The sequence below is a fragment of the Streptomyces sp. NBC_00354 genome, assembly GCF_036106915.1.
Classification (GTDB): Bacteria; Actinomycetota; Actinomycetes; order Streptomycetales; family Streptomycetaceae; genus Streptomyces.
Genome location: NZ_CP107983.1, coordinates 5,351,456 through 5,372,235, shown reverse-complemented (window position 1 = coordinate 5,372,235; position 20,780 = coordinate 5,351,456). Strand labels below are relative to the sequence as shown.

The following is a 20,780-nucleotide window of genomic DNA, read 5'->3' as shown; positions in this document are numbered from 1 at the left end:
GCACCGGCCTCAGGATTCCGCCTCCAGGGCCTCCTTGAAGGTCTTCAAAGCTTCAAGGTTCCACGCTTCTTCGTCACTCGGCTCAACGGATCCGGCCAAGGCATCACTCGCCCTCTCGGCGACGTCTTTCGGAGAGATGACGTAGACAGCCATGTCTTGCCCCTTCGCCCCGGGGCGGCCGCAGATGAAGAGTCGAAAGCCCGCTTTCCGAAGGAAGGGCCCCTGTTCCTTCCATCCCGTCATTGCAGACCACTTCTCGGCGTAGGTCTGGCCGGTGCCGGTGACCTCCCACCGACCAGGAACGAAAGGTTCAGCCATCAACTCCTCAAGGTTGGCCGCATGCCGCTCCATTGTTCCGGTCAGAGAGGCGACCACCGCCGGAGAGGCGGCCAAGGCGATTGATTGCGAAAGATTGTCGATGGCGCGCTCTAGCTCCTTGACTTTCTTCCTGCTGTCCCTACCCGGAACATACTGGCGCTCGGTGATTTCTTCGCCACCCAGCTTGACCAGGAATACATGCTCCGCAGTCGCGTACACCTGATTCTGAGACCAGGAAACGGAGAAGTCACACGCCTTGCCGTTGGACCAGGAGGAGCAGCGGAAGTACTTGTGCTGCCGGATCTCTCCCGTGTTCAGCTTCCCGATCGAGCCGTTCTCGTACATCTTCCTGCCGCACGGACAGTAGAGCACGCCCGCCATGGGAGATGCATTGGGCTTGATTCCGGCACGATGCCGACCCAGCGTTGTTAACGCCGCCTGCAACTTGTCGAATTCCTCATCGCCGAGTATGGGATCAGCCCATCGAACAGGAACTCCGTCACGAAGAAGCGGCTCGCCTTTGTGCATGGCGATCCCCTTGAGGGTCGGCTTCTTCAGCATCTTTCCCAAGGTGGACGTGGTCCACTTGGATCCCTTGACGGCTGTCTTGACCCCGGCCTTCCTCTCGGCTCCGTTGACGCTCCGCTGATAGTCCTGCGACGTGAGGACACCGCGTTCGTTCCAGTCCTGACAGAGACGGCTCATGGACCACCCCTGCTCCGCGATTCGCTCGTACGCCTCACGGATCAGCGGGCCCGTCACGCGGTCGATGAGCAGTTTGTAGCGCTGCCGGCCTTGATAGTCCGTGAGGACCGGTCGATAGCCGAAGGGCCAAGTACCGCCGCCCCAAAGGCATTCTTCGCGGTAGTACTGCGTCTGGTTCCGACGCTTCTGCACGATGGCTTCCCGGTACTCCTGCGCTTGTGTCGCCTTGATGTAGGCAATCATCCGGCCATTGCCGGGAGTGATGTCCAAGGCCGGGTCATCAAGGCAGATGACGTCCTTGCCGTCCTGGTAGCACTTGTCGGCGAACATCTCCCAGTGCGTCTGGTTCCGAGTGATGCGGTCCAGGGAGGTGACCATGATCGCGTCCCACTCGTACCAGAGTGGCTCACGCATCCATCTGCCAAGGCCAGGCCGCTCCTCGGGGTGGACGGCACCCGAGATGAACGAGTCCTCTACGTCTCCCACCACATCGAACCGGCCCTCAGCGGCTGCGCCGTTCAGAGCTTCAGCCTGCCGCGCCAGAGCAGAACTGTCCTCAGAGTCTCGGCTGATGCGCCGCATCTTCAGGACACGAGTACCCGGTGACGGCCTGTACGACATTTCGTTACCCCCTGTGCAGTCCCTTCTGCACACAACGACATCACATGGTGATCCTGTTTTCTGAGGAATCAGAGGCGAACCACTCGTTCCGGGCACCGGGTGGCGTGGAAGCCCTGAGGGGCGGCGCTCTTGCGCGGCGTTGGACAATGGAGGGTGGCCCCGGAAGGATCCCGAACGCGCAGCAGGAGGACACGCATGGCAGAGCCCGAGCGGACGACCGAGCGGAAGCTGCGGCCCGCGCCGCTGCTCTTCGAGCCCTCGGAGGCCGCCACGGACCCGGAGCACTTCTTCGATCTGGAGTCGATCGAGGACCCGCGGGAGCTGCTGGCCCGCGCCACCGAGCTGACGCTCGCGTTCCGGGCGGCCCAGGACCGGGCGGTGGAGTTCCAGGCGCTGGCCGCCGCGCAGCTCGCCGATCCGCGCCGGTTCGACCGGCTGCCGCCGGCGGCGATCGCCGCGCAGGCGGAGTGGACCGAGGACTATGCGCGCAAGATGATCGAGTTCGGCGAATCCCTGCAGCGCGAGGCAGGCCCCGAGGCACCGTAGGCCGCCGCGGGCGGGACGGGTCGGCTACTGGGGGGCCGCGCGGCACGCCGCGGTCGCGACGACCCCCTCCACGCCGGCCTGGGTCAGTCCCTTGGTGCAGCCGTCCTCGTCTCCCACGAGACCCACGTAGCAGGCGATCCGGATGGCGTCCGTGACCTCGGCACCCTGCAGCTGGACGATGTTCTGGCAGGCCTCGATGTCGGCGTGGGCCGCCGGAGCGGCGACGGCGACGCCGCCCAGGGCGAGGGCCAGGGCGGCGAGGGCACCGGGGATGCGAGCCGAACGACGCATGGGAATGCACCTGCTCTCGGTCGGAACCGCGGTCCCGGGTGTCCCGGACCGCGCGCGGGGGCGGCGGCCGGGCCGGCGCCTGAGGGCGAAGGGCGGATTCCCCGGTACCGGAGAGCGGGCTCACCGGCGGGTCGAGCGGGCGAACCCCCGCCCATACGACGCTAGAACAGTTCCGGAACGCACGCACTCGCGACCGCCGGGGCCCGGCCGCGGGCCCGGTACGCCGACGCACCGGAAGGCGCAGCCGGCATATGCGGGGCGCAACATAGCCCACCATCCCCCGTCCTGTCCGGGTTTTCCGTAACTCCCGGAAACCAGATCACTACGCGCGGTAGACCGGTCCGCATGACGACGCTGACGACGGCACCCGCCTGCCCCGCCCCCGATGCACGCACCGCCACCCACGTCACCCCCCAGGGCGCCGCCTGGCTCGCCTCCGCGTCGGCGCACCCGCACAGCACCCTCGCCCTGTGGGAGGCCCGGGCCACCGCGCCCGCCACGCTGCCCTGCGGGACCGCCTTCGACGTCGTCAACGTCCCGCTCGTCCTCGGGCGCCGGATGCTCGATCTGCTCCGGACCGAGGGCCCCGGCTCCGGGCCCGTCGCCGTGCACCGCGGGCGGATGCTGCTCTTCGCCGCCACCGGGACCGCCCACCGGCTGCCCGCGCTGCTCGCCTGGGAAGAGTGGGGCGGCTCGGCGCCCGCACCCCTGTGCCACGGCCGCGGCGACGCCGTCACCGTGCCGCCGCTCGCGGCCACCCCCGGGCCGTCGCGCTGGCTCGTCGCCCCCGACAGCCGCACCCCCTGGCTCCCCGGACCCGAGGCCCTCCTGTGGGCGTACGTCCGCGCCGCCCGAGCTGCGGATATCGATTTTTCCTTCCGGCCGTCTCCCTGCTAATGTCTTCCTCGTCAGCAAGCGCCGCTAGCTCAGTTGGTTAGAGCAGCTGACTCTTAATCAGCGGGTCCGGGGTTCGAGTCCCTGGCGGCGCACAGACGGAAGAAGGCCTCCACGCAAGTGGGGGCCTTCTTCGTGTTCCGGCAGAGCTGCACTACGTGGTGATCTTGACCGTGTACGCGCCCGACGGGGTGCGGTCCGCCACCTCGATCCTGATCCGCTCCCCCGGCACCGTGTACGCCTGCCCCACCTCGAGCGGAGCGTCCGCCAGCGGCGGGTACACCGAGCGGTCCCAGCACGCCTCCGTGTCCGGATGCCCGTCGAGCACCTCGATCGGCCCGCCGCCCGACGCCGCCTCGTTGCGCACCCGGTAGACCAGGACCCCCTCCGTGCAGGTGTCCCCGTCGTTGCCGACGGACCCCCGCGCCTCGACGGCGATCGCACTGCCGGTGCCCGTACGGATCACCGCGAGCCGGGTCCCGCCCGTGGCGCCCGCCACCGGGGCCTGGGCCAGCGGCAGCAGGGTGTGCAGCGAGGAGCCCGACTGCACGCAGTCCACCTGGGACGCGTCGAGCCAGCCGAGCTTCCACTTGTGCCAGGCGAACAGGTCCGGGGCCATCCCGAACTGGCTGCCCATGACGTCCCAGTCCCCGACGTGCGTGTCCCAGTCGCCCTTGCCGTCCGTCGGCCGGTGGTAGAGGTCGGGCAGGTCGAAGACGTGCCCGGTCTCGTGCGCCAGCACGTTCCGGTCCGGCGGGTGCCGCTCGAAGACGGTCACGATCCGCCGCAGGTCCGTCCCGTCCGCCCTGATCGGCCGGTCGAAGTTGACGACCTTGGTGGCGTCCGAGTCCACTCCGGGCGCGTCCGGGTCGGCGACGAAGTACACGACGTCGTACTGGGAGAAGTCCACCTCCCGGTCGGCGGCGGCGACCGCGTCCCGCAGGTACGCGGCCCGGTCCTCGGCCGCCCAGTCGCGCTGTATCCCGTACGCCGTGGACGGCTTGGGCATCCGGATCCACTGCTTCTGCGGGTGCGGGACCAGGTGGAACCTCCCGTACGAGGCCCGCTCGAAGAAGTCGCCGGTCGCGGGGAAGTAGTCGCCGGTCAGCTGCTCGGTCGTCAGGGTGGTCGGGTGGTCGGGGAAGGAGAGGAAGACCATGACCGCGTCGAGGGTGCGCTCCGGCTTGGGGTAGGCGCGGTTCCAGGTGTCCAGGCCGAGGGAGTGGTGCGCGGACGTACGGGTCAGGGCGCACGGGGCGGCCCCCGGAACCGCGACCGCGGGACCCGCGACGAGCGACATGGCGGCGAGCGCCGTCAGGGAGGTGAGCGCAGCCGCCGTGCTTCTCATGCGGGAGCGTTCCACTCCCCCGGGTGTCTGCTGTCGCGGCACATCGACCTCCGGTGGTGGATTCGTACCATTTCGTTCCACCTTGGGGCGATTGTCTTACTAATGCCCTGTTCCGCTGCCCCACACGAGTGAGGACTGCGGCAAGTCGGTGACCCGGGGGGTCACCCACATGCCTACAGAACGTCACGACCGATCACGGGAGATCATCAGGAGCCTTCCGCTGCTCAGAGCTGTGCAGAAACGATCACCCGGGAGCCGGCCGGCGAGGCGTCAGCACGCCGAAGTCCCGTGCCCCGCACGGCGACGCAGCTGGATAGGGCCGTACGGTGCCTCTATGATCGGCACACTTTCCTGCACGGACACTCACGAGCACTGCGGGAGCCAACGGTGAGCGGAACCTCAGAGGGAACCGGTTCGGCGGCCGACAGCACCCGTTCGGCCATTACGGAGCGTCACCAAGCAGTGTCGGCCGTGCCGACGTCGCCGTCCCGCACCGACTCCGAGCTGCGCGATTACCGGGCCGCCTTCAACGCGGCCCACCTGGCGATGGCCGTCGTCGACCGTTCCGGCTACGTCGTCGCCGCCAACGCGGCGCTGGCCGGGCTGCTGGGCACCGAGCCGCACGCGCTCGTCGAGCAGTGCGCGGCCGACCTGGTCGACCTGGGCGCCGAGGCCCGCACCTGGCAGGCCTACCAGGAGGTGCTGCGCGGCCGGCAGGCCAGACTGCGCTGCACCCGCCGGCTCAAACATCCGGACGGGCACTCGTTGTGGACCGAGGTCACCCTCGGGCCCGTGCCCGGCACCCGGGACGTGCTGCTGTCCGTCGCCGACATCAGCGACCGCCGCGACCTCCAGGCCCGGCTGCGGCACCTCCAGATGCACGACCCGGTGACCCGGCTGCCCAACCGGGCGCTGTTCTTCGAGCGGCTCTCCGCCGCCCTGGAGGCCTCCTCGTACGAGCAGGGCGGCACCGGGCGGATCGGCCTGTGCTACCTCGACCTCGACGGGTTCAAGGCCGTCAACGACACCCTGGGCCACCGGGTCGGGGACCGGCTGCTGACCGCCGTCGCGTCCCGGCTGACCCAGTGCGCCGACCAGTCCGGGTACGGGCGCACCGGCGGGCACCTCGTGGCGCGGCTCGGCGGCGACGAGTTCGCCCTGCTGGTCGAGGACTCCACCGGCACCGAGCAGCTCGCCGACCTGGCGCGCAGCGTACTGGCCGCCGTGCAGGAGCCGTTCGACCTGGCCGGGCAGCGCCTGTCGGTCTCGGCGTCGATCGGCGTCGTGGAGCGGGCCACGGACGGGACCTCGGCGACCGGGCTGATGCAGGCCGCAGACACGACCCTGTACTGGGCGAAGGCGGACGGCAAGGCCCGCTGGACGCTGTTCGACCCGGAGCGCAACGCGCACCGCATGACCCGCCAGGCGCTCAGCTCGACGCTGCGGCCGGCCGTGGAGCGGGGCGAGTTCGCGCTCGAGTACCAGCCGCTCGTGGACCTGGAGAGCGGTGCGGTGCGCGGGGTGGAGGCCCTGGTGCGCTGGAACCACCCGCAGTTCGGCACGCTGACGCCGAATCGGTTCATCGGAATTGCGGAAGAGGACGGCTCCATCGTCCAGTTGGGGCGGTGGGTGCTGCGGACCGCCTGCCGGCAGGCCCGGCGCTGGCAGATCGAGCAGCCGAGCGACTGCCCGGTCTTCGTCTCCGTCAACGTGGCGGTACGGCAGGTGTGGGACTCGGACCTGGTCGGCGACGTGGCGGAGATCCTGGCCGAGACCGGGCTGGCCCCGCAGCTGCTCCAGCTGGAGCTGACCGAGTCGGCGGTGATGGGCTCCGCCGGGCGGCCGCTGCAGGCCCTACAGGCGCTGAGCGACATGGGGGTGCGGATCGCCATCGACGACTTCGGCACCGGGTACTCGAACCTGGCGTACCTGAGCCGGCTGCCGGTGTCGGTCCTCAAGCTGGACGGCTCCTTCGTACGGGGCTTCCGCTACGAGGAGGGCACCCACCCGAACCCGGCCGACGAGACCATCGTGGAGGCCCTGGTGCAGCTCGCGCACCGGCTCGGCCTGACGGTGACGGCGGAGTGCGTGGAGACGGCCGGCCAGGCGGCCCGGCTGCGCCGCGTCGGCTGCGACACCGGCCAGGGCTGGCTGTACTCGCGTGCGGTGGCTCCGGAGTTGATCGCCGAGATGATCGGCACCCGCCCCGGGGCCTGAACCGGCAGCAGGCCCGCCCCGCGCCCCGGTGCGGGGCGGGGCGGTTCTTCGTCCCCGACCCCCCGGCGGACGGGCGGCCGACGCGCCGACCCTCTGACGGCCGGGCCTCCCCCGCGCCCGGGTCGAAATGGCGGTCACAGCCGCTCACTTATGGCCAGAAAGCGCCCATCGGGACCGGCCCACGGGAATACCTTTGCAAGGATCTTGTCGCCGCCTCGAACAGGGGCGCGACCCGTTTGATCGAGGGGGAACCATGAATCCGACCCGAGCTGCGCTCGTCCTGACCGCGACCGCGCTGGCCCCGGTCCTGCTGCTTTCCACACCGTCCTTCGCCGCGGGCACAGCGGCCGCGCCGACCGCCGCGGCGGTGGCCGCGGTCGCGGACTCGGACGCGGACAACGCGGTCGCCATCGCCAAGCTGCTGGCGGACCCCGCCAGTGGCAGAGCCGTGAAGCGCGAGGCCCAGAAGGCCCTGGACGGCACCCCTGCCGACCGGGTCGCCTTCCTGACCACCGGCCTCGCGATCGCCCAGGACGAGGACAACATGGTCGCCATCCTGCGGATCCTGGGCGACCCGGCCACCGGTAGGAGCGTCAAGCGCGAGGCCAACATCGCCCTCGACGGTACGGCCGCCGACCGCACTGCCTTCCTGAAGACCGGCCTCGCAATCGCCCAGGACGAGGACAACAAGGTCACCATCCTGCGGATCCTGGCCGGCAAGCCGGGCAAGGCCGTGACCCGTGAGGCCAACAAGGCCCTCGACGGCACGGCCGCCGACCGCACCGCCTTCCTGAAGACGGGCCTGCGGCTCGCCCAGGCGGAGGACGACCGTGTCACCGTCGTCCGGATCCTGACCCGCCCCGGCATCAGCCCGGCCTTGTACGCGGCGGCCGAGAAGGCGCTGAACGGCACGCCGGAGGAGCTGCGGTACTTCATCACGGTCGGCCAGTACCAGGTCTGACCGCCTGCGGCAGCCCCCGCCGAGGGGGCTGCCGCTCCGGCGTACGGTCAGAGGCTCCGGACGAACGCGCCGAACGCCTCCGGGGCCACCGTGAAGACCGGCCCGTCGGGCCGCTTGGAGTCCCGAACGGCCACACCGCACGGCTGCGCGGCCACCTCGACGCACTCGCCGCCGTTGGTGCCGCTGTACGAGGCCTTGAGCCATGAGACGGCGCCGAGGGGTGCGCACTCAACGCAATCGCCGCCGGTGTTACCGCTGTACGACGACTTGCGCCATGTCTCGCCCGTCGGGTTCTGGCTGCTCCCCATAACGCTCCTCCATGACCCGCGTGATCAACGCCGCCGAGTCCTCTACGGAGAGTGCGGCGGCCTGCAAGTGAGCGTAACGAAGGGAAGCTTCCCTCACTACGTCGGGGTTGGCCGTCATGTGACCCGAGATGAGGTCCTCCGTGTAGACGATTTCCGGATCGCTGTCGAAGCGCAGCGCGTTGAACGAGCCGATGAGGCCAGCGTGTTGACCAGCCGAGCAGGGAAGCACCTGGATCTGCACCCACCGGTTCTCATGGAAGCTCAGCAGATGCGCGAGTTGCGAACGCATCACCTCTCGACCGCCTATCGGCCGGTTTAGCACGCCCTCGTCGAGCACTACCCACACCATCGGCGACTTCTCCCGATGCAGAATGCGGTGCCGTTCCATTCGAGCCGCAACCAACTCATCGAGCCGGTCCGGCATTCCGGTCGCCAGCACAGCCCGCGCGTACGCCTCCGTCTGGAGCAGTCCGTACACCACCTGAGCCTGGTACGTGGAGATAAACGTGGCCTGGGCCTCCATCTCCGCGTACGCCTGGAACCACGTCGGCAGCACGCTCCGCAGGACCAGCCCCACCAGGCGGGAGAAGTGCCCGTCCGTACCCAGCGCCGCGTCCACCCGTTCCGAGAAGTCCCGGGTCGGCACCCGCTTCGTGCACTCCACCTGGCCGATCAGCGAGCCCGTGCAGTAGATGATGTCGCCCAACTGCGCCTGTTTCAGCCCGGCGGCCTCCCTCAGGCGGCGCAGTTCGTAGCCGTAGTAGTCCAGCGGCGAGGCGCTGGGGTCGAGGTCGCGGGCCAGGACCATGGAACGGTCACCCCCATGGAGACGCGGGTCGGATTCACCTGTGGCCGAGCGTAGCGATCCCGACACGGAGCGATGTCCGGAATCCCGTAACCATGTGACACCTCCGCCCCGCACCCGGGATGCGGGGTGCGGGGCGGGGTGTCGCTCGGCGCGGGGTGGGGGGAGATCAGCAGGCGCCGAGGTCCTTCCAGACACCCCACTCACCCGTGGTGCCCGGGGTCTCGTTCTGCGTCCACCACTGGGCCTTGTACTTGCGGCCGTTGTACGCGACCTCGTTGCCCGCGGTGTAGACCGTGCCCGCGACGTACGCCGGGGTCGAACCGCAGCCCGTGGTCGGCGGGGTGGTCGGAGGCGTCGTGGGCGGAGTGGTCGGCGGGGTGGTCGGGGGCGTGGTGGGCGGAGTCGTCGGGGGCTGCGTGGTGCCGCCGAGGGAATCCGAGATCTGGTTCAGCAGCGTGGTGTTGTTGTCCAGGCCGAGCAGGGAGTACATCATCGCGCCGGCCAGGCCGCGCTGCTTGCCGTAGTCGACCCGGGCCTGGATCGCCTTCTGGTTCAGGCCGGTGAAGAACTCGCCGTCCTTGTAGAAGTACGAGGCCTTGGCCTGGTCGTCCCAGAAGGTGCTCGCCGGGTTGTCGACGATCCCGCCGAGCTCCTTGTAGTTGGCGATGCCGGCCTGCTGGCTGGTGGGCCGGGCGCCGGAGGGGCCGGTCGCGGACTGCGCGAGGCCGTTGTTCGCCCCGGCGGGGACGCCCTTCCAGCCGCGGTAGTAGAACTCGTAGCCCAGCGTCAGCTTGTTGGCCGGGAAGCCGCCGGCGATGCCGTAGGCCGGCTTGCCGTCGATCCAGGAGTCGATGGCGTTGTCGATGCTGTACTTCTCGGTGCCCGGGGCGATCGGGTCGGTCGGGTCGCCGGCCGGCGAGTACAGCGGGGACTGGTGGTACGTCGGCCCGTCGCCGTCCCAGGCGCCGTGCATGTCGTACGTCATGATGTTCGCGTAGTCGAGGTACGAACCGATCTTGTCCGTCTCGATGTACTTGATCTTGTCCTGGCCGGCCGGGAGCGCCGCGGTCAGCAGGTACTTCTTGCCGCCGTTGGCCGCGCCGTACGCGTCGAGCTGCTCGCGGAACTCCTTGAGCAGGAGCGTGAAGTTCTGCTTGTCCTCGGGGGCGTAGTGGTTGCCCAGGTGCCCGCCGGAGGAGCCGGGGTACTCCCAGTCGATGTCGATGCCGTCGAAGATGCCGGCCGCCGCGCCCGGGCCGCCGTAGCCGCCCTCGACCGGCAGGTTGCCCTTGATGTACTGGTCGATGCAGGAGGAGACCAGCTTCTTGCGGGAGGCGTCGGTCTTCGCCGCGTCGCTGAAGTACTTCGAGTACGTCCAGCCGCCGACCGAAATGTTGATCTTGAGGTTCGGGTACTTGGCCTTCAGCTGCTTGAACTGGTTGAAGACGCCGACGATCGGCTGGTCCCACTTGTCGGCGACGCCGCTGACGCTGTCCGCCGCGCTGAAGGACTTCTGGTAGTCGGCGTACGAGTCGCCCGCGCCGTCACCGGCGTTGGGGTTGTTGTCGTCGCCCGCCGCCTTGTTCGCCTCGAAACAGGTGAGGTTCGTGGGGTGGATGTTGCCGAACGAGTAGTTGATGACGTCCAGCTTGCCCGCTATGCCGCGGGTGTCGAGGTGCTTGGGGTAGAAGGCGTTCCCGTACACGCTCCACTGGTCGTAGTACGCGATCTTGACGTTGCCGCCGCCCGCGGTGGTGGCGGAGCCTGCGGCCTGCGCGGTGCCGAGCCCCGCGAAGCCTGCCAGCGCTCCGGCTGCCAGCGCGGCCGTGGCGGCGGCCGCGATGAGGGGTTTACGGAAGTGCATGAACTGTCTCCGGGGGGTGGGAGGGGGAAGCAAGAGGTTCGGGTGGGAGAAGTGATAGCGATCACCCGAGGGTCGCGTCAATGGTTTGGACCAAAGAAGGACTAGACCACTCGCCGAGCAAATCCCCTCGTCAGAGGCCTGGAAGCACAGCAAAAACCGCCCGCCACCCCGGGTGACGAGCGGTTTAAGGGTGCCTTAGGACACCCTCGCGCAAGGTTTCGGCAACAAACCAGCCGAACTCCGTTTGCGCGCGATCAATCAGCCGGCGGCGCCTCCAGAGGCATCCCGTACACATCTGCGACGAGCTCGTAGGAGCGCAACCGGGCCGCGCCGCTGTGTGCGTTGGACGTCAGCATCAGCTCGTCGGCACCCGTGCGCTTCGCCAGGCCGTCGAGCCCGGCACGGACCTCGTCGGGGGTGCCGTGGACGACGTTCGCGAGCCAGCCGTCCACGAACTCCCGCTCCGGCGGGGAGAAGTCGTACGCCGCCGCCTCCTCGGGCGTCGGGATCAGCCCGGGCCGGCCACTGCGCAGCCGCAGCATCGACAGCGCCCCCGTGAGCACCTGGGCGCGGGCCTGCCCGTCGGTGTCGGCGGCGAGCGCCGAGACGCCGATCACGGCGTACGGGGCGTCCAGTACGGCCGAGGGGCGGAAGGCCTGCCGGTAGAGCTCCAGCGCGGGCAGGGTGCCGGCCGCCGAGAAGTGGTGGGCGTACGCGAAGGGCAGGCCGAGCTCGGCGGCGAGGCGGGCGCTGAACCCGGAGGACCCGAGCAGCCACAGCGGCGGCCGCCCGGGGGGACCCTGCACGGGGCCGGGCACCGCGTGCACGCGGGCGTACGGGTGTCCGTCGGGGAAGTCGTCGTCGAGGAAGCGGGTCAGCTCCACGAGCTGGCGGGGGAACTCCTGCGCGGCCTCGTCGAGGCGTCCGGCCCCGCGCAGGGCCGCGGCCGTGCGGCCGTCGGTGCCGGGCGCGCGGCCGAGCCCGAGGTCGATCCGCCCGGGGGCGAGCGCCTCCAGGGTGCCGAACTGCTCGGCGACGGCGAGCGGGGCGTGGTTGGGCAGCATGACCCCGCCCGAGCCGAGCCGGATGCGGGAGGTGTGGGCGGCGAGGTGGGCCAGGATCACCGCCGGGGAGGAGCTGGCCACCCCGGGCATCGAGTGGTGCTCGGCGACCCAGTGGCGGTGGTAGCCGCGGGACTCGGCGAGCCGGGCGATCTCGACGCTGGTGCGCAGGGAGTCGTGGGCGGTGCTGCCGCTGCCGACGGTGACGAGGTCGAGCACCGAGAGCGGCACCGGCGCGCGGCCGCGTATCGCACCCCGGATCGGATCTCCGCGGCCGTCCCGGTCCGCACCCCGACCCGCGTCCCCGGTGTCACTCATAGTCGCTCCCGTCTCGGTTCGCCGTCCGTACGAAGAACTCGAACCATCGGCGGCCTGCGGTCATTCCCGGCATCCCGGGACAGCAGGCGTGACCTTGGCATATGCCTCCGGATTAGACACAGGCGGGGAGACATGATTGAGCCATCAATCTCATCAACAGGCGCTCCACGTGGGCCTCTTGATGGCTATCGTGGTAGGGCAAGCGGTAACAACCTGCTAGGGGGAAAACCGTGGCGCTGAAGCCCGAGCCGACCGCGCCGTTCCACTCGGTGCAGTACGCCCTGCGCGTACTTGAAACGATCGCCCGCCATACCGGCGGTGTGACCGATGTACAGATCGCGCGGGAGACCGGCCTGCCCGCGGTCCATCTCGCTCCCATGCTCCTCATGCTGCGCCGTGAGGGGTACGTCCTCCAGGTGGCGGACGGCGCCTATGCCATAGGGGACTCACTGGTCCTGCTCGGCTCCGGCATAGACAGGCAGCAGGCCCTCCAGAACAAGCTGCAGGACACCCTGGACCGGCTGCGGGACTCGGTGGGCGCGGCGGTCTACATCAGCCGGTACGTGGACGGCGAAGTGAAGATCACGCAGTTCGCGGACAGCCCGCGCACTCCCAAGGTGCACGAGTGGGTCGACTTCCGCTCCGCGGCGCACGCCAGCGCGGTCGGCAAGTGCCTGCTGACCCAGCTCGACCAGAACGGGCGGCGCGACCACCTCTCGCGGCACAAGATCGCCCGGCTCACGTCGAAGACGATCGTGAACGAGCGGATCCTGTTCTCGAAGCTCGACGCCCAGCCGGCCACGGTTCCGATGCTGGACCTGCAGGAGTACGCAGTCGGCACGGTCTGCGCGGCGGTGCCGATCACTGCGGGCGCCTCGGTGGGCTGCCTGGCCCTGTCGATGCCCGTCGAGCACGCACACCGGCTGCGGGCCGCCGCGGACGCACTGAACCGGAAGGCCGCGCCGTTGCTCCTGTCGCTCACCCTGTGACACCGGTCACGGACAGGCGTTGCGGGCGGCGCGGCGCGGCGGGAGAGGGGCCCCGGAAACACTTCGGGCGGTTCCCGGTGAACCGGGAACCGCCCGAAGTACAGGTGCGCCGCCAGGGACTCGAACCCCGGACCCGCTGATTAAGAGTCAGCTGCTCTAACCAACTGAGCTAGCGGCGCCTGACAAAGAAAATACTACCTGCTCCTCAGGGGTGCTCAAAACCAATACCCGTCGCCCGCGGATCAGCGGTCCAGGAGCTCGCTGCGGCCGTGTGCCGCGTACGCCGCCAGCAGGCCGGAGAGGTCCCCCGGACCCAGGAGGCGGTAGCCGGTGGTGCCCGGCGGGGACCACCAGACCGGGTCCGGGCAGCGGAAACCGGACCGGCGCAGGGCGACCCGGTGGACCTTGTTCGTCGCCGTGGTCGGCATGGACTCCACGATCCGGACGTAGCGAGGGGACATCTTCGTGCCCAGGTCCGGCTGGGCGGCCAGGAACGCGGAGAAGGCCTCCGGCAAGAACCGCTCCCCCTCCTCGAGGGCGACCGCCGCCATCACCTGGTCTCCGGCCGCCTCGTCCGGCACCGCGTACACGGCGACCGCGGCCGCCGGGGACCAGCGCGCCAGGATGTTCTCGATCACGGCCGCGGCGAGGTTCTCGCTGTCGACCCGCAGCCGGTCGTCGGTGCGGCCCGCGAAGTAGAGGAACCCGTCCGCGTCGCGGAAGAAGAGGTCGCCCGTCCAGTACCAGCCCTCCCGGGTCCGCGCGGCCTCCGCCCCGGGGTTGCGCCAGTAGCCCTCGAACAGGCTCCGGCCGCGGTTGACCAGCTCGCCGATCGCCGCCGTGCCGTTGAGCAGGCGGCCCTGCGCGTCCAGGACGGCCGGCGGGCACTGCGCGCCGGTCTCCGGATCGATCACGGCCAGGTCGTCCCCGGCCCCCGCCCGCCCCAGGGCGCCCGGCGGAGTGTCCGGCGTCCTCTGGACCGAGGCTCCGCCCTCGGTGGCCCCGTACCCCTCGATCAGCCGGACCCCGAACCGCTCGGCGAAGCGGGCCGCGTCCACCGCACCGGCCTCGGTGCCGAAGCCGAGGCGCAGGCTGTGCGAGCGGTCGTCGGGGCGGGGCTCGGTGGCCAGCAGGTACTGGACGGCCCGGCCGACGTAGGTGAAGTACGTCGCCCCGTACGCACGGACGTCGTCCAGGAACGCGGAGGCGGAGAACCGGGGGCGCAGCGCGACGGACGCGCCCCCGGCGAGGGCGGGCAGCCAGTCGGCGATCACCGCGTTGCCGTGGAAGAGCGGCATGCAGATGTAGTGGACGTCGTCCGGGGTGACCGAGAACTGCCGGGCCAGGGAGTCGCCGGCGGCGGCGATCCGGCCCTGGCTGCACAGGGCGGCCTTGGGGGCGCCGGTGGAGCCCGAGGTGAAGTAGAGCAGGAAGCGGGAGCCGGGACCGGGGGTACCGATCACCGCCTCGCCCGGCTTCGCGGCCGCGTACGGGGCGAGCAGGTCCGCGTACTCCTCGGTGTCGGTCACCAGGATCCGTACGCCCGGCAGGTCGAGCCCGCGCAGCAGCGGCAGGTGGGCGCGCTCGGTGACCAGGATCCGGCAGTCGGTGTGCAGGACGTCGCGCGCGAGCTCCGGGCCGCGCCGGGTGGGGTTGATCCCGGCGACGGCGGCCCCGGCGAGGGCCGCCGCGCCGAGCCAGAACGGGAACTCGGGGGTGTTGTCGAGCAGCACCCCGATGTGCGGTTCGGCGTCCGCCGGCAGCAGGTCGACGAGCAGCGCGGCGCGCGCGGCGGCCTCCTGGGCGGTCCGGTGGCGGCTGAGGACGGCGGTGTGCGTGCTGCCGCCGTACTGCAGCCCGGGGCGGTGGTCGCCCCATTGGCGTGCGATGAGCTCCGCGACGGTTTCGGGTGTCGTCCGCATGCCGCCGGAGATTAGCTGACGTGCCGCCAGAATTGAAGGTCAGAACTGGACGTCGGAGCAGGCGTAGAAGGCCATGGCGGTGTCGTTGACCGTCCAGACGGCCAGGATCATGTGCCGGCCGGTCTTGCCGCTCGGCATGGCGCCCTGGTGGACGGTGGTCATGGCGGGGCGGGCGCCGTTGTAGGCGACGGTGAGGAAGGGCTGGGACTCGAGGGCGGCGCGGGTGAGGGGCTTGGTGGGGTCCCAGCCGTTCTTGGTGACGTAGTACTTGAAGTCGGTGGTGGAGTGGTTGGCGGTGAACTGCCACCGGAAGCCGTAGCTCTGCCCGCCGGTCACCTTGGTGGTGGGCCAGGCCCCGCCGCGCGGGTCGTCGAGCTGCGCGAACTCGCTGTGCCCGCCGGAACATATCTGGCCGTCGGCCGGACCGGCGGCCGGGAAGCCCTTGTAGCCCTCGACGCTCTGCGGCTCCCACTGGATCGGGCCGCAGTCGGAGACCGTCTTGTTGGCGCAGAGCTTCTGGCGGCTGATGGGGGTGTCCGTGTAGCCGTGGCTGCTCGCGGTGGGGGCGGTGAGGAGCGCCAGGGAGGCGACGACACCGAGGCCGAGCGTGGCGGCGCCGGCTCGTCTGGGCAGGTGAACGGGCATGCGGATGGGACGCATGATGCTCCTTGAACGTGGGGGGAGTTCGGCGAGAGCGTGCGCACGCGTGGGGATCGAGCGTGGGGATTCAGGTCTAGACCAAGTACCAGACTATTGACGGGAGTTGGCCATGTCCAGACCAATGGGGGAACGGGTGGTCCGGTCGATTCCGGCCACCCGTTCCGTATGCGCTGCGTCTCTTGCCCCGTTGCTCCGCCCTACTCCGGACGTCCCGTGTAGAAGGCGACGGTGAGGTCCTTCACGAGCGCCTTGCGCTCGTAGTCGTCGAGCTCGACCAGCCCGCGCGAGGTCAGCCGGTGGACGGTGTCGTCGACGGCGTCCACGACCGAGGTCAGCACCGTGTCCCGGTGCTTGGCGTCGATGGCCGCCACCCGGCGCCGCCGCATGGCCTCGGCGACCTCGGGGGCGTACTCGATCCGGGTCGGCTGGGCCGAGTACACCTCGATCCCGACCGCCTCGGTCTCGGTCGCCAGCATCCGGGTCAGCGCGTCGCCGACGGCCTCGGCGTCGCGCAGCGTCGGGGCGTCCTCGTGGAAGGCGTCGGCGGGCAGCTGCGACAGGACGCGGGCCATCGCCGATTCGACCTGCTCGGCGAGGTAGTCCGTGTGGTCCTCGACGGCGAGCGTGGCCCGGGCGGTGTCCTTGACCTGCCAGACGACCTGGACGACGACCCGCAGGGCCAGGCCGCCGGAGTCCACGGCCGGCATGGGCTCGCTGCGCCAGTGCCGCAGCCGTACGTCGACGCGGCGGCGCAGCAGGAGGGGGCTGACCCAGGTGAGGCCGGTACGCCGGACCGTGCCGCGGTAGCGGCCGAAGAGGGTGAGCACCCAGGCGTGGCCGGCCTTCGCCCGACCCAGTCCGCCGAGTGCGAGCAGCGCGACGATGCCGAGGAAGGCGAGCGGCGGCCAGTGGGTGGCGCGGAGCCCCTGGTAGGCGCGGGGGGCCGCGCCGAACGCGGCCACGAAGGTGGCCGGGACCGCCCCGGCCCGCCAGAGCACCGCCAGGCAGCCGGCGAGGGCGAGCCCGCCGACGCCGACGCCGACCCAGCCGGGCAGCACGGGGCCGCGGTGTTCCCGGAGCCGGTCGTCGCCGAGCGGGACCCGGCGGCCGGGGGCGGGGCGGGGGGCACGGGGCCCCGGGGAGGCGGCCGGGGGCCGGGCCTGGGCCGGGGCCCGCCCGGACTCCGCGGGGAACGGCAGGTGCACCGGCACCTCGGTGACCGCGGCCCCGCGGCCGGGCCCGATGCGGGGGAGGCGCTGCCCGTCGGGCTCCTCGCGCTCCGCCCCCATCCCGCGGGCCACGGCCTGCGCGACGATGTCCGCGACCGCGGGTCCGGGCACCCCGGCGCGGCTGGCCTCGGCACCGAGCTCCGGCTCCGCGCCGTAGGCGCGAGCAGGCTCGGGATCGGCCTGGGGACCGGCCTGGCCGTACGCGTGAGCCGGCTCGGGATCGGCCTGGGGGCCGGCGGGCGGCCACTCCTCGCCGTACCGCTGCGCGGGGCTGTCCGTCGCCGACCGGGGCTCGGCGTCCGCCTCGGGACCGGCGGGCGGCCAGACCTGCCCGTGCGGGGGCAAGGGCTCACCCCCGCCGTCGAAGCCCCGCAGGCGCAGGGTGGCCACGCCCCCGTGCGCGGCTTCGTCCGGGCCGGGCCCCGCCGGGGCCGGTACGCAGACCAGCGGATCGGGTTCGTGGCCGTACGAGCCCCCGCCGGACTCGGCGCGGTCGACGGCCCCGGCCAGTGCGGGCACCGGCTCGGCCTCGGCCCGGTTCCGGGCCGCCGGGACCTCGCTCCAGGCGGCATCCGCCGCCGGACGCCCGTGCGGCAGGGCGACCTCACGGGGCGCGGCCAGCAGCCTGGCCGGAGTACCGGCGACCCAGGCCCGGCCGCCGGACCGGTCCGGCCCGGCGGAATCCGCGACCACGGCGGCCACGCCCGCAAGCCCGGCCCCCGGACCGGCCTGCGCCGCGTACGGGAGCGGGTCGGCGGGCCGCGGAGGCTGGACGGAAGGCTCGGACCCCGGCACCATCCCGGCCGCGCCCGGAAGCCCGGCCCCCGGACCGGCTTGGGCCGCGTACGGGAGCGCGTCCGCGGGCGGCGGGGGCTCGGCGGGAGCCCCCGCCGCAGCCGGATAGGGGGGCGGGTTCGCCGCCGCGTCGGCCACCCGAGCGGCCTGCACCGCGGGCGGGGCCGGGGGGTGGGGCGGGGCCGGGGGATAGGGCGGGGCCGGGTACAGGTCGCCCGTGACTCGCAGGGCCGGGGCGGTCGGGGTTGCGGCTGCCGCGGACGGCACCCGGAAGGTGCCCGTCGTCGAGGTGGTGTGCGTGGGGTACATCGTTGCCTCCGTCATGCGAACAGCCGGCGCCAGGTTTCCGGGCCCGGGTAGCCGTCGGCCGCGGCGCCGCGCCAGCCCTGGGCGCGCTGGAAGGCCTCGACGCTGCGGCGGTCGGCCTCGCTCCAGCTGGACCCGGGGCCGGACGTGTAGTTCTTGCCGAAGCCCTTCTTCACCAGTTGGCGGCCGAGGACGGCGACGAACGGGTGGGAGGACCCGGGGCGGAACGCCGACAGGCCCGGATAGGCCGGCACCCCGGCGGGGCCCGGTGCGGCGTCCACCGTCGGCCGGATGTCGTTGCCCTGGTGTTCGACGAGCAGTTGCCAGGTGTGCGCGCCCGGGATCCCGTCGGCGTCCGTGCCCGTCCAGCCCTGGGCGCTCTGGAAGGCCTGGGTGGCCACCCGGTCGGCGTCGCTCCACGCCGTGCTCGCGCCCTTGGGGTAGAAGCGGCGGCCGCCCCGCTCGATCAGCATCCGGCCCAGCTGGGCGACGTACTCGTTGTTCGCGCCCGGGCCGAACTGTGTGGCGCCGGGGAAGACCGTCGGGACCGCCGGCTTCGGGTCGGTCGCCGGGTCCGGCTCCGTGATGCCGCCCGTCACCCCGTTGAACCGGTACGGCAGGTACTTCGTCGCGTTGTTCCAGTAGCCGTACGGGGTGGCCCCCTTCCGCGTGGTCGGGCGGGTCTGCTCGTACGCGACGTAGTGCGTGCGCGTCTCGTCGACCCACCCGCCGAAGAGCACCACGTGCGAGCCGTTGGTGGGGTCCGACGGGTTGTGGAAGAGCAGCATGTCGCCCGGCAGCAGCTCCTCCTTGGTGATCTTGGTGGCGAATTTGTCGAGGCTGCCGGTCCACTCGTTCGTACCAAGGTTCCAGGCCATCGAGACGAAGCCCGAGCAGTCCTGCCGGTAACCGTCGGACCAGTACGTGGACATGCTGTACGGGACCTGCGCGTCCAGCCACAGCTTCGCCCGGGTGATGATCGACGTCCGGTCGATGCGCCTGACCGCCGACGGCGCCCCGGGCGTACCGGCCGGCTTCGCCGGCGCCGGGCGCCCGTGCAGCGGGGACCGGCCGCCCTGCGGGGAGCCGGGCGGGTCGAGGGAGCCCGGGGTGTCGAGGGAGACCGGCTCCGGGCCGGGGACCGGGGTGGCCGCCGCCAGTGCGGCCGAGCCGCCACCGCTCAGGACCACACCCGCCGCGGTGGCCAGCACCAGCGCCCGGCGGGTCCCGCGGGCGGCCGGGTGGCCGCCGTCACGGAGCGGTATGGCCCGCGCGCGGGCGAGGGCGCGACGGCGCTGCGTACAGCCGAGGCAGGCGCAGTCGCCTGTGGGCTCGTACTCCTCGAAAACGGGCATCGGCATCGGTGCAGGCATGGGTGCAGGCATCTGCACATGCATCGGCGGCTGGATCGTCATGCGGTTCCGTCCACTCCCCTGCTCGTCGCTGGTCCGGCGGGCCACGCATCTGTCGGGGCATCAGATTCGCCTCGGCCCAGACATATCGTGCACGATAAACCCCTCAAACATGGGTTAATCGGACAAGGCGGGCGCGGCTGGTCACGAGCACCACTCGAGGTGGGGTAGAGTTTTCCCTGTCAGCAAGCGCCGCTAGCTCAGTTGGTTAGAGCAGCTGACTCTTAATCAGCGGGTCCGGGGTTCGAGTCCCTGGCGGCGCACAGACAAGGAAAATCCCCTCGCAGCGAAAGCCGCGAGGGGATTTTTCGTCGTGTCGGTCGGCCCTGGAGTGTCGGGCGGGCCTCCCGCGCCGGTCCCCGGACTCCTCCCGCGGTCCGGGCGCGCCGCGCGGTCGAGGACCGGACGGCCGGCGGTGCCGGGGCCGGTGCGCGCGACCGTGCGCGTGTCACCTCACGCCGCCGCGCCCGGACCGGACTCCCGCTCCTGCGGCGCCACCGCCCGCGCCGGTACCCGTGCCCGCGCCCGTACCCGTACCCGGCCTCGCGGGCGGGGTCGTGCCCGTCAGGTAGGCCGAGACGACGACGTTGGCCGTGTACTCCTTCGCCGCCTTGTCGTACGTTCCCCCGCAGGTCACCAGGCGCAGCTCGGCCCGGCCCGGGACCCGCGGGCCGTAGGCCCGGTGCGCGTCGAAGCGGGCCCGCTCGTAGACCTGTACGTCCTCGATGGTGAACTCGGCGACCGACCCGTCCATCCGCACCACGCGCACCGTGCCGCCCGGGCGCGCCGAGCTCAGGCCGTAGAACACCGCCGGCTTGGACGCCGTGTCCACGTGCCCGACCAGCAGCGCGGTCCCGGCCTCGCCCGGCTTCGCGCCGCCGCCCCACCAGCCGACCGTGCCGGGGCGGTCGAACGGCGGCGGCTCGACGGCGCCCTGGGCGTCGAGGCCGCGGGAGATCACGGGAGCCTGGATGCCCATCGACGGCACGTCGACCCGTGCGGGTACGGACGCCACCAGCGGTGTGTGCGCGACGGGCAGCCCCGGGACCGGGATCGACGAGCCTGCGGCCGGTCCGGCGGACGGGCTCGGCGGGACGCCGGTGATCTCGCGGCCCCACAGCCACAGGCCGAGCACCAGTACGGACCATGCGGCGAAGGTCAGCAGCCGCCCGCTGCCGGAGGATCTGGGCTCCCCCGAGCCCGTCAC

General features: G+C 71.5%; 16 protein-coding genes, 3 tRNA genes and 1 pseudogene. 7 read left to right on the top strand and 13 right to left on the bottom strand.

The window, feature by feature from the left end; genetic code table 11:
• Positions 1-9: 9 nt before the first annotated feature.
• The gene (locus OHT74_RS24585) at positions 10-1,605 is read right to left on the bottom strand and encodes a recombinase family protein (protein ID WP_328621407.1); all 1,596 of its coding nucleotides are present in this window, start codon (positions 1,603-1,605) and stop codon (positions 10-12) included.
• A 234-nt stretch (positions 1,606-1,839) separates the two neighbouring features.
• Between OHT74_RS24585 and OHT74_RS24580 the strand changes: the two genes are divergently transcribed.
• On the top strand, positions 1,840-2,190 hold the full coding sequence (locus OHT74_RS24580; protein ID WP_266629035.1) for a hypothetical protein: 351 nt from the start codon (positions 1,840-1,842) through the stop codon (positions 2,188-2,190).
• Positions 2,191-2,214: 24 nt separating this feature from the next.
• On the opposite strand, the gene OHT74_RS24575 is transcribed toward OHT74_RS24580, so the two are convergent.
• On the bottom strand, positions 2,215-2,481 hold the full coding sequence (locus OHT74_RS24575; RefSeq protein WP_266666774.1) for a hypothetical protein: 267 nt from the start codon (positions 2,479-2,481) through the stop codon (positions 2,215-2,217).
• A 345-nt stretch (positions 2,482-2,826) separates the two neighbouring features.
• Here OHT74_RS24575 and OHT74_RS24570 point away from each other — a divergent pair.
• Together OHT74_RS24570 and OHT74_RS24565 are read left to right on the top strand one after the other, a co-directional pair.
• Positions 2,827-3,406 (top strand): annotated as a pseudogene (locus tag OHT74_RS24570) (bifunctional DNA primase/polymerase).
• A tRNA-Lys gene (locus OHT74_RS24565) sits at positions 3,397-3,470 on the top strand. The pseudogene OHT74_RS24570 and the gene OHT74_RS24565 overlap by 10 nt, the downstream one beginning before the upstream one ends.
• A gap of 59 nt (positions 3,471-3,529) precedes the next feature.
• Here OHT74_RS24565 and OHT74_RS24560 read toward each other — a convergent pair.
• The gene (locus OHT74_RS24560) at positions 3,530-4,723 is read right to left on the bottom strand and encodes a M6 family metalloprotease domain-containing protein (RefSeq protein ID WP_443047512.1); all 1,194 of its coding nucleotides are present in this window, start codon (positions 4,721-4,723) and stop codon (positions 3,530-3,532) included.
• Between the two features lie 387 nt (positions 4,724-5,110).
• Here OHT74_RS24560 and OHT74_RS24555 point away from each other — a divergent pair, with 387 nt between their 5' ends.
• The gene (locus OHT74_RS24555) at positions 5,111-6,940 is read left to right on the top strand and encodes a putative bifunctional diguanylate cyclase/phosphodiesterase (RefSeq protein ID WP_443047510.1); all 1,830 of its coding nucleotides are present in this window, start codon (positions 5,111-5,113) and stop codon (positions 6,938-6,940) included.
• 253 nt (positions 6,941-7,193) lie between these two features.
• Positions 7,194-7,901: an ALF repeat-containing protein gene (locus tag OHT74_RS24550; protein ID WP_328621404.1), complete on the top strand. Its 708-nt coding sequence runs from the start codon at positions 7,194-7,196 to the stop codon at positions 7,899-7,901.
• 47 nt (positions 7,902-7,948) lie between these two features.
• On the opposite strand, the gene OHT74_RS24545 is transcribed toward OHT74_RS24550, so the two are convergent.
• The 4 genes from OHT74_RS24545 to OHT74_RS24530 form a co-directional block, all read right to left on the bottom strand.
• Complete coding sequence (locus OHT74_RS24545; RefSeq protein WP_328621403.1) at positions 7,949-8,209, bottom strand: DUF397 domain-containing protein; 261 nt, start codon at positions 8,207-8,209, stop codon at positions 7,949-7,951.
• On the bottom strand, positions 8,151-9,017 hold the full coding sequence (locus OHT74_RS24540) for a helix-turn-helix domain-containing protein (protein WP_328621402.1): 867 nt from the start codon (positions 9,015-9,017) through the stop codon (positions 8,151-8,153). The genes OHT74_RS24545 and OHT74_RS24540 overlap by 59 nt, the downstream gene beginning before the upstream one ends.
• A 166-nt stretch (positions 9,018-9,183) precedes the next feature.
• Entirely contained in the window at positions 9,184-10,881 is a 1,698-nt protein-coding gene (locus OHT74_RS24535) for a glycosyl hydrolase family 18 protein (RefSeq protein ID WP_328621401.1), read from the bottom strand.
• Between the two features lie 254 nt (positions 10,882-11,135).
• A complete protein-coding gene (locus OHT74_RS24530) occupies positions 11,136-12,260 on the bottom strand; it encodes an LLM class flavin-dependent oxidoreductase (protein WP_328621400.1) in 1,125 nt (374 codons plus the stop codon).
• 230 nt (positions 12,261-12,490) lie between these two features.
• Between OHT74_RS24530 and OHT74_RS24525 the strand changes: the two genes are divergently transcribed.
• Positions 12,491-13,249 carry an IclR family transcriptional regulator gene (locus OHT74_RS24525; RefSeq protein WP_266666760.1) on the top strand — a complete coding sequence of 253 codons (759 nt, stop codon included), beginning with the start codon at positions 12,491-12,493 and terminating at the stop codon, positions 13,247-13,249.
• 105 nt (positions 13,250-13,354) lie between these two features.
• On the opposite strand, the gene OHT74_RS24520 is transcribed toward OHT74_RS24525, so the two are convergent.
• The 5 genes from OHT74_RS24520 to OHT74_RS24500 all read right to left on the bottom strand — a co-directional run bounded on the left by OHT74_RS24520 (position 13,355) and on the right by OHT74_RS24500 (position 19,522).
• Positions 13,355-13,428, bottom strand: a tRNA-Lys gene (locus OHT74_RS24520).
• Positions 13,429-13,491: 63 nt separating this feature from the next.
• A complete protein-coding gene (locus OHT74_RS24515) occupies positions 13,492-15,171 on the bottom strand; it encodes an AMP-binding protein (RefSeq protein WP_328621399.1) in 1,680 nt (559 codons plus the stop codon).
• A 39-nt stretch (positions 15,172-15,210) separates the two neighbouring features.
• Entirely contained in the window at positions 15,211-15,804 is a 594-nt protein-coding gene (locus OHT74_RS24510; RefSeq protein ID WP_443047727.1) for a lytic polysaccharide monooxygenase auxiliary activity family 9 protein, read from the bottom strand.
• 224 nt (positions 15,805-16,028) lie between these two features.
• Positions 16,029-18,179, bottom strand: coding sequence for an SPFH domain-containing protein (locus tag OHT74_RS24505; RefSeq protein ID WP_328621398.1), 2,151 nt, complete (start codon positions 18,177-18,179; stop codon positions 16,029-16,031).
• Positions 18,176-19,522, bottom strand: coding sequence for a peptidoglycan-binding protein (locus tag OHT74_RS24500; protein ID WP_328621397.1), 1,347 nt, complete (start codon positions 19,520-19,522; stop codon positions 18,176-18,178). The genes OHT74_RS24505 and OHT74_RS24500 overlap by 4 nt, the downstream gene beginning before the upstream one ends.
• A 240-nt stretch (positions 19,523-19,762) precedes the next feature.
• Here OHT74_RS24500 and OHT74_RS24495 point away from each other — a divergent pair.
• A tRNA-Lys gene (locus tag OHT74_RS24495) sits at positions 19,763-19,836 on the top strand.
• 185 nt (positions 19,837-20,021) lie between these two features.
• Here the strand turns inward: OHT74_RS24495 and OHT74_RS24490 are convergent.
• The gene (locus OHT74_RS24490; protein WP_328621396.1) at positions 20,022-20,780 is read right to left on the bottom strand and encodes a class F sortase; all 759 of its coding nucleotides are present in this window, start codon (positions 20,778-20,780) and stop codon (positions 20,022-20,024) included.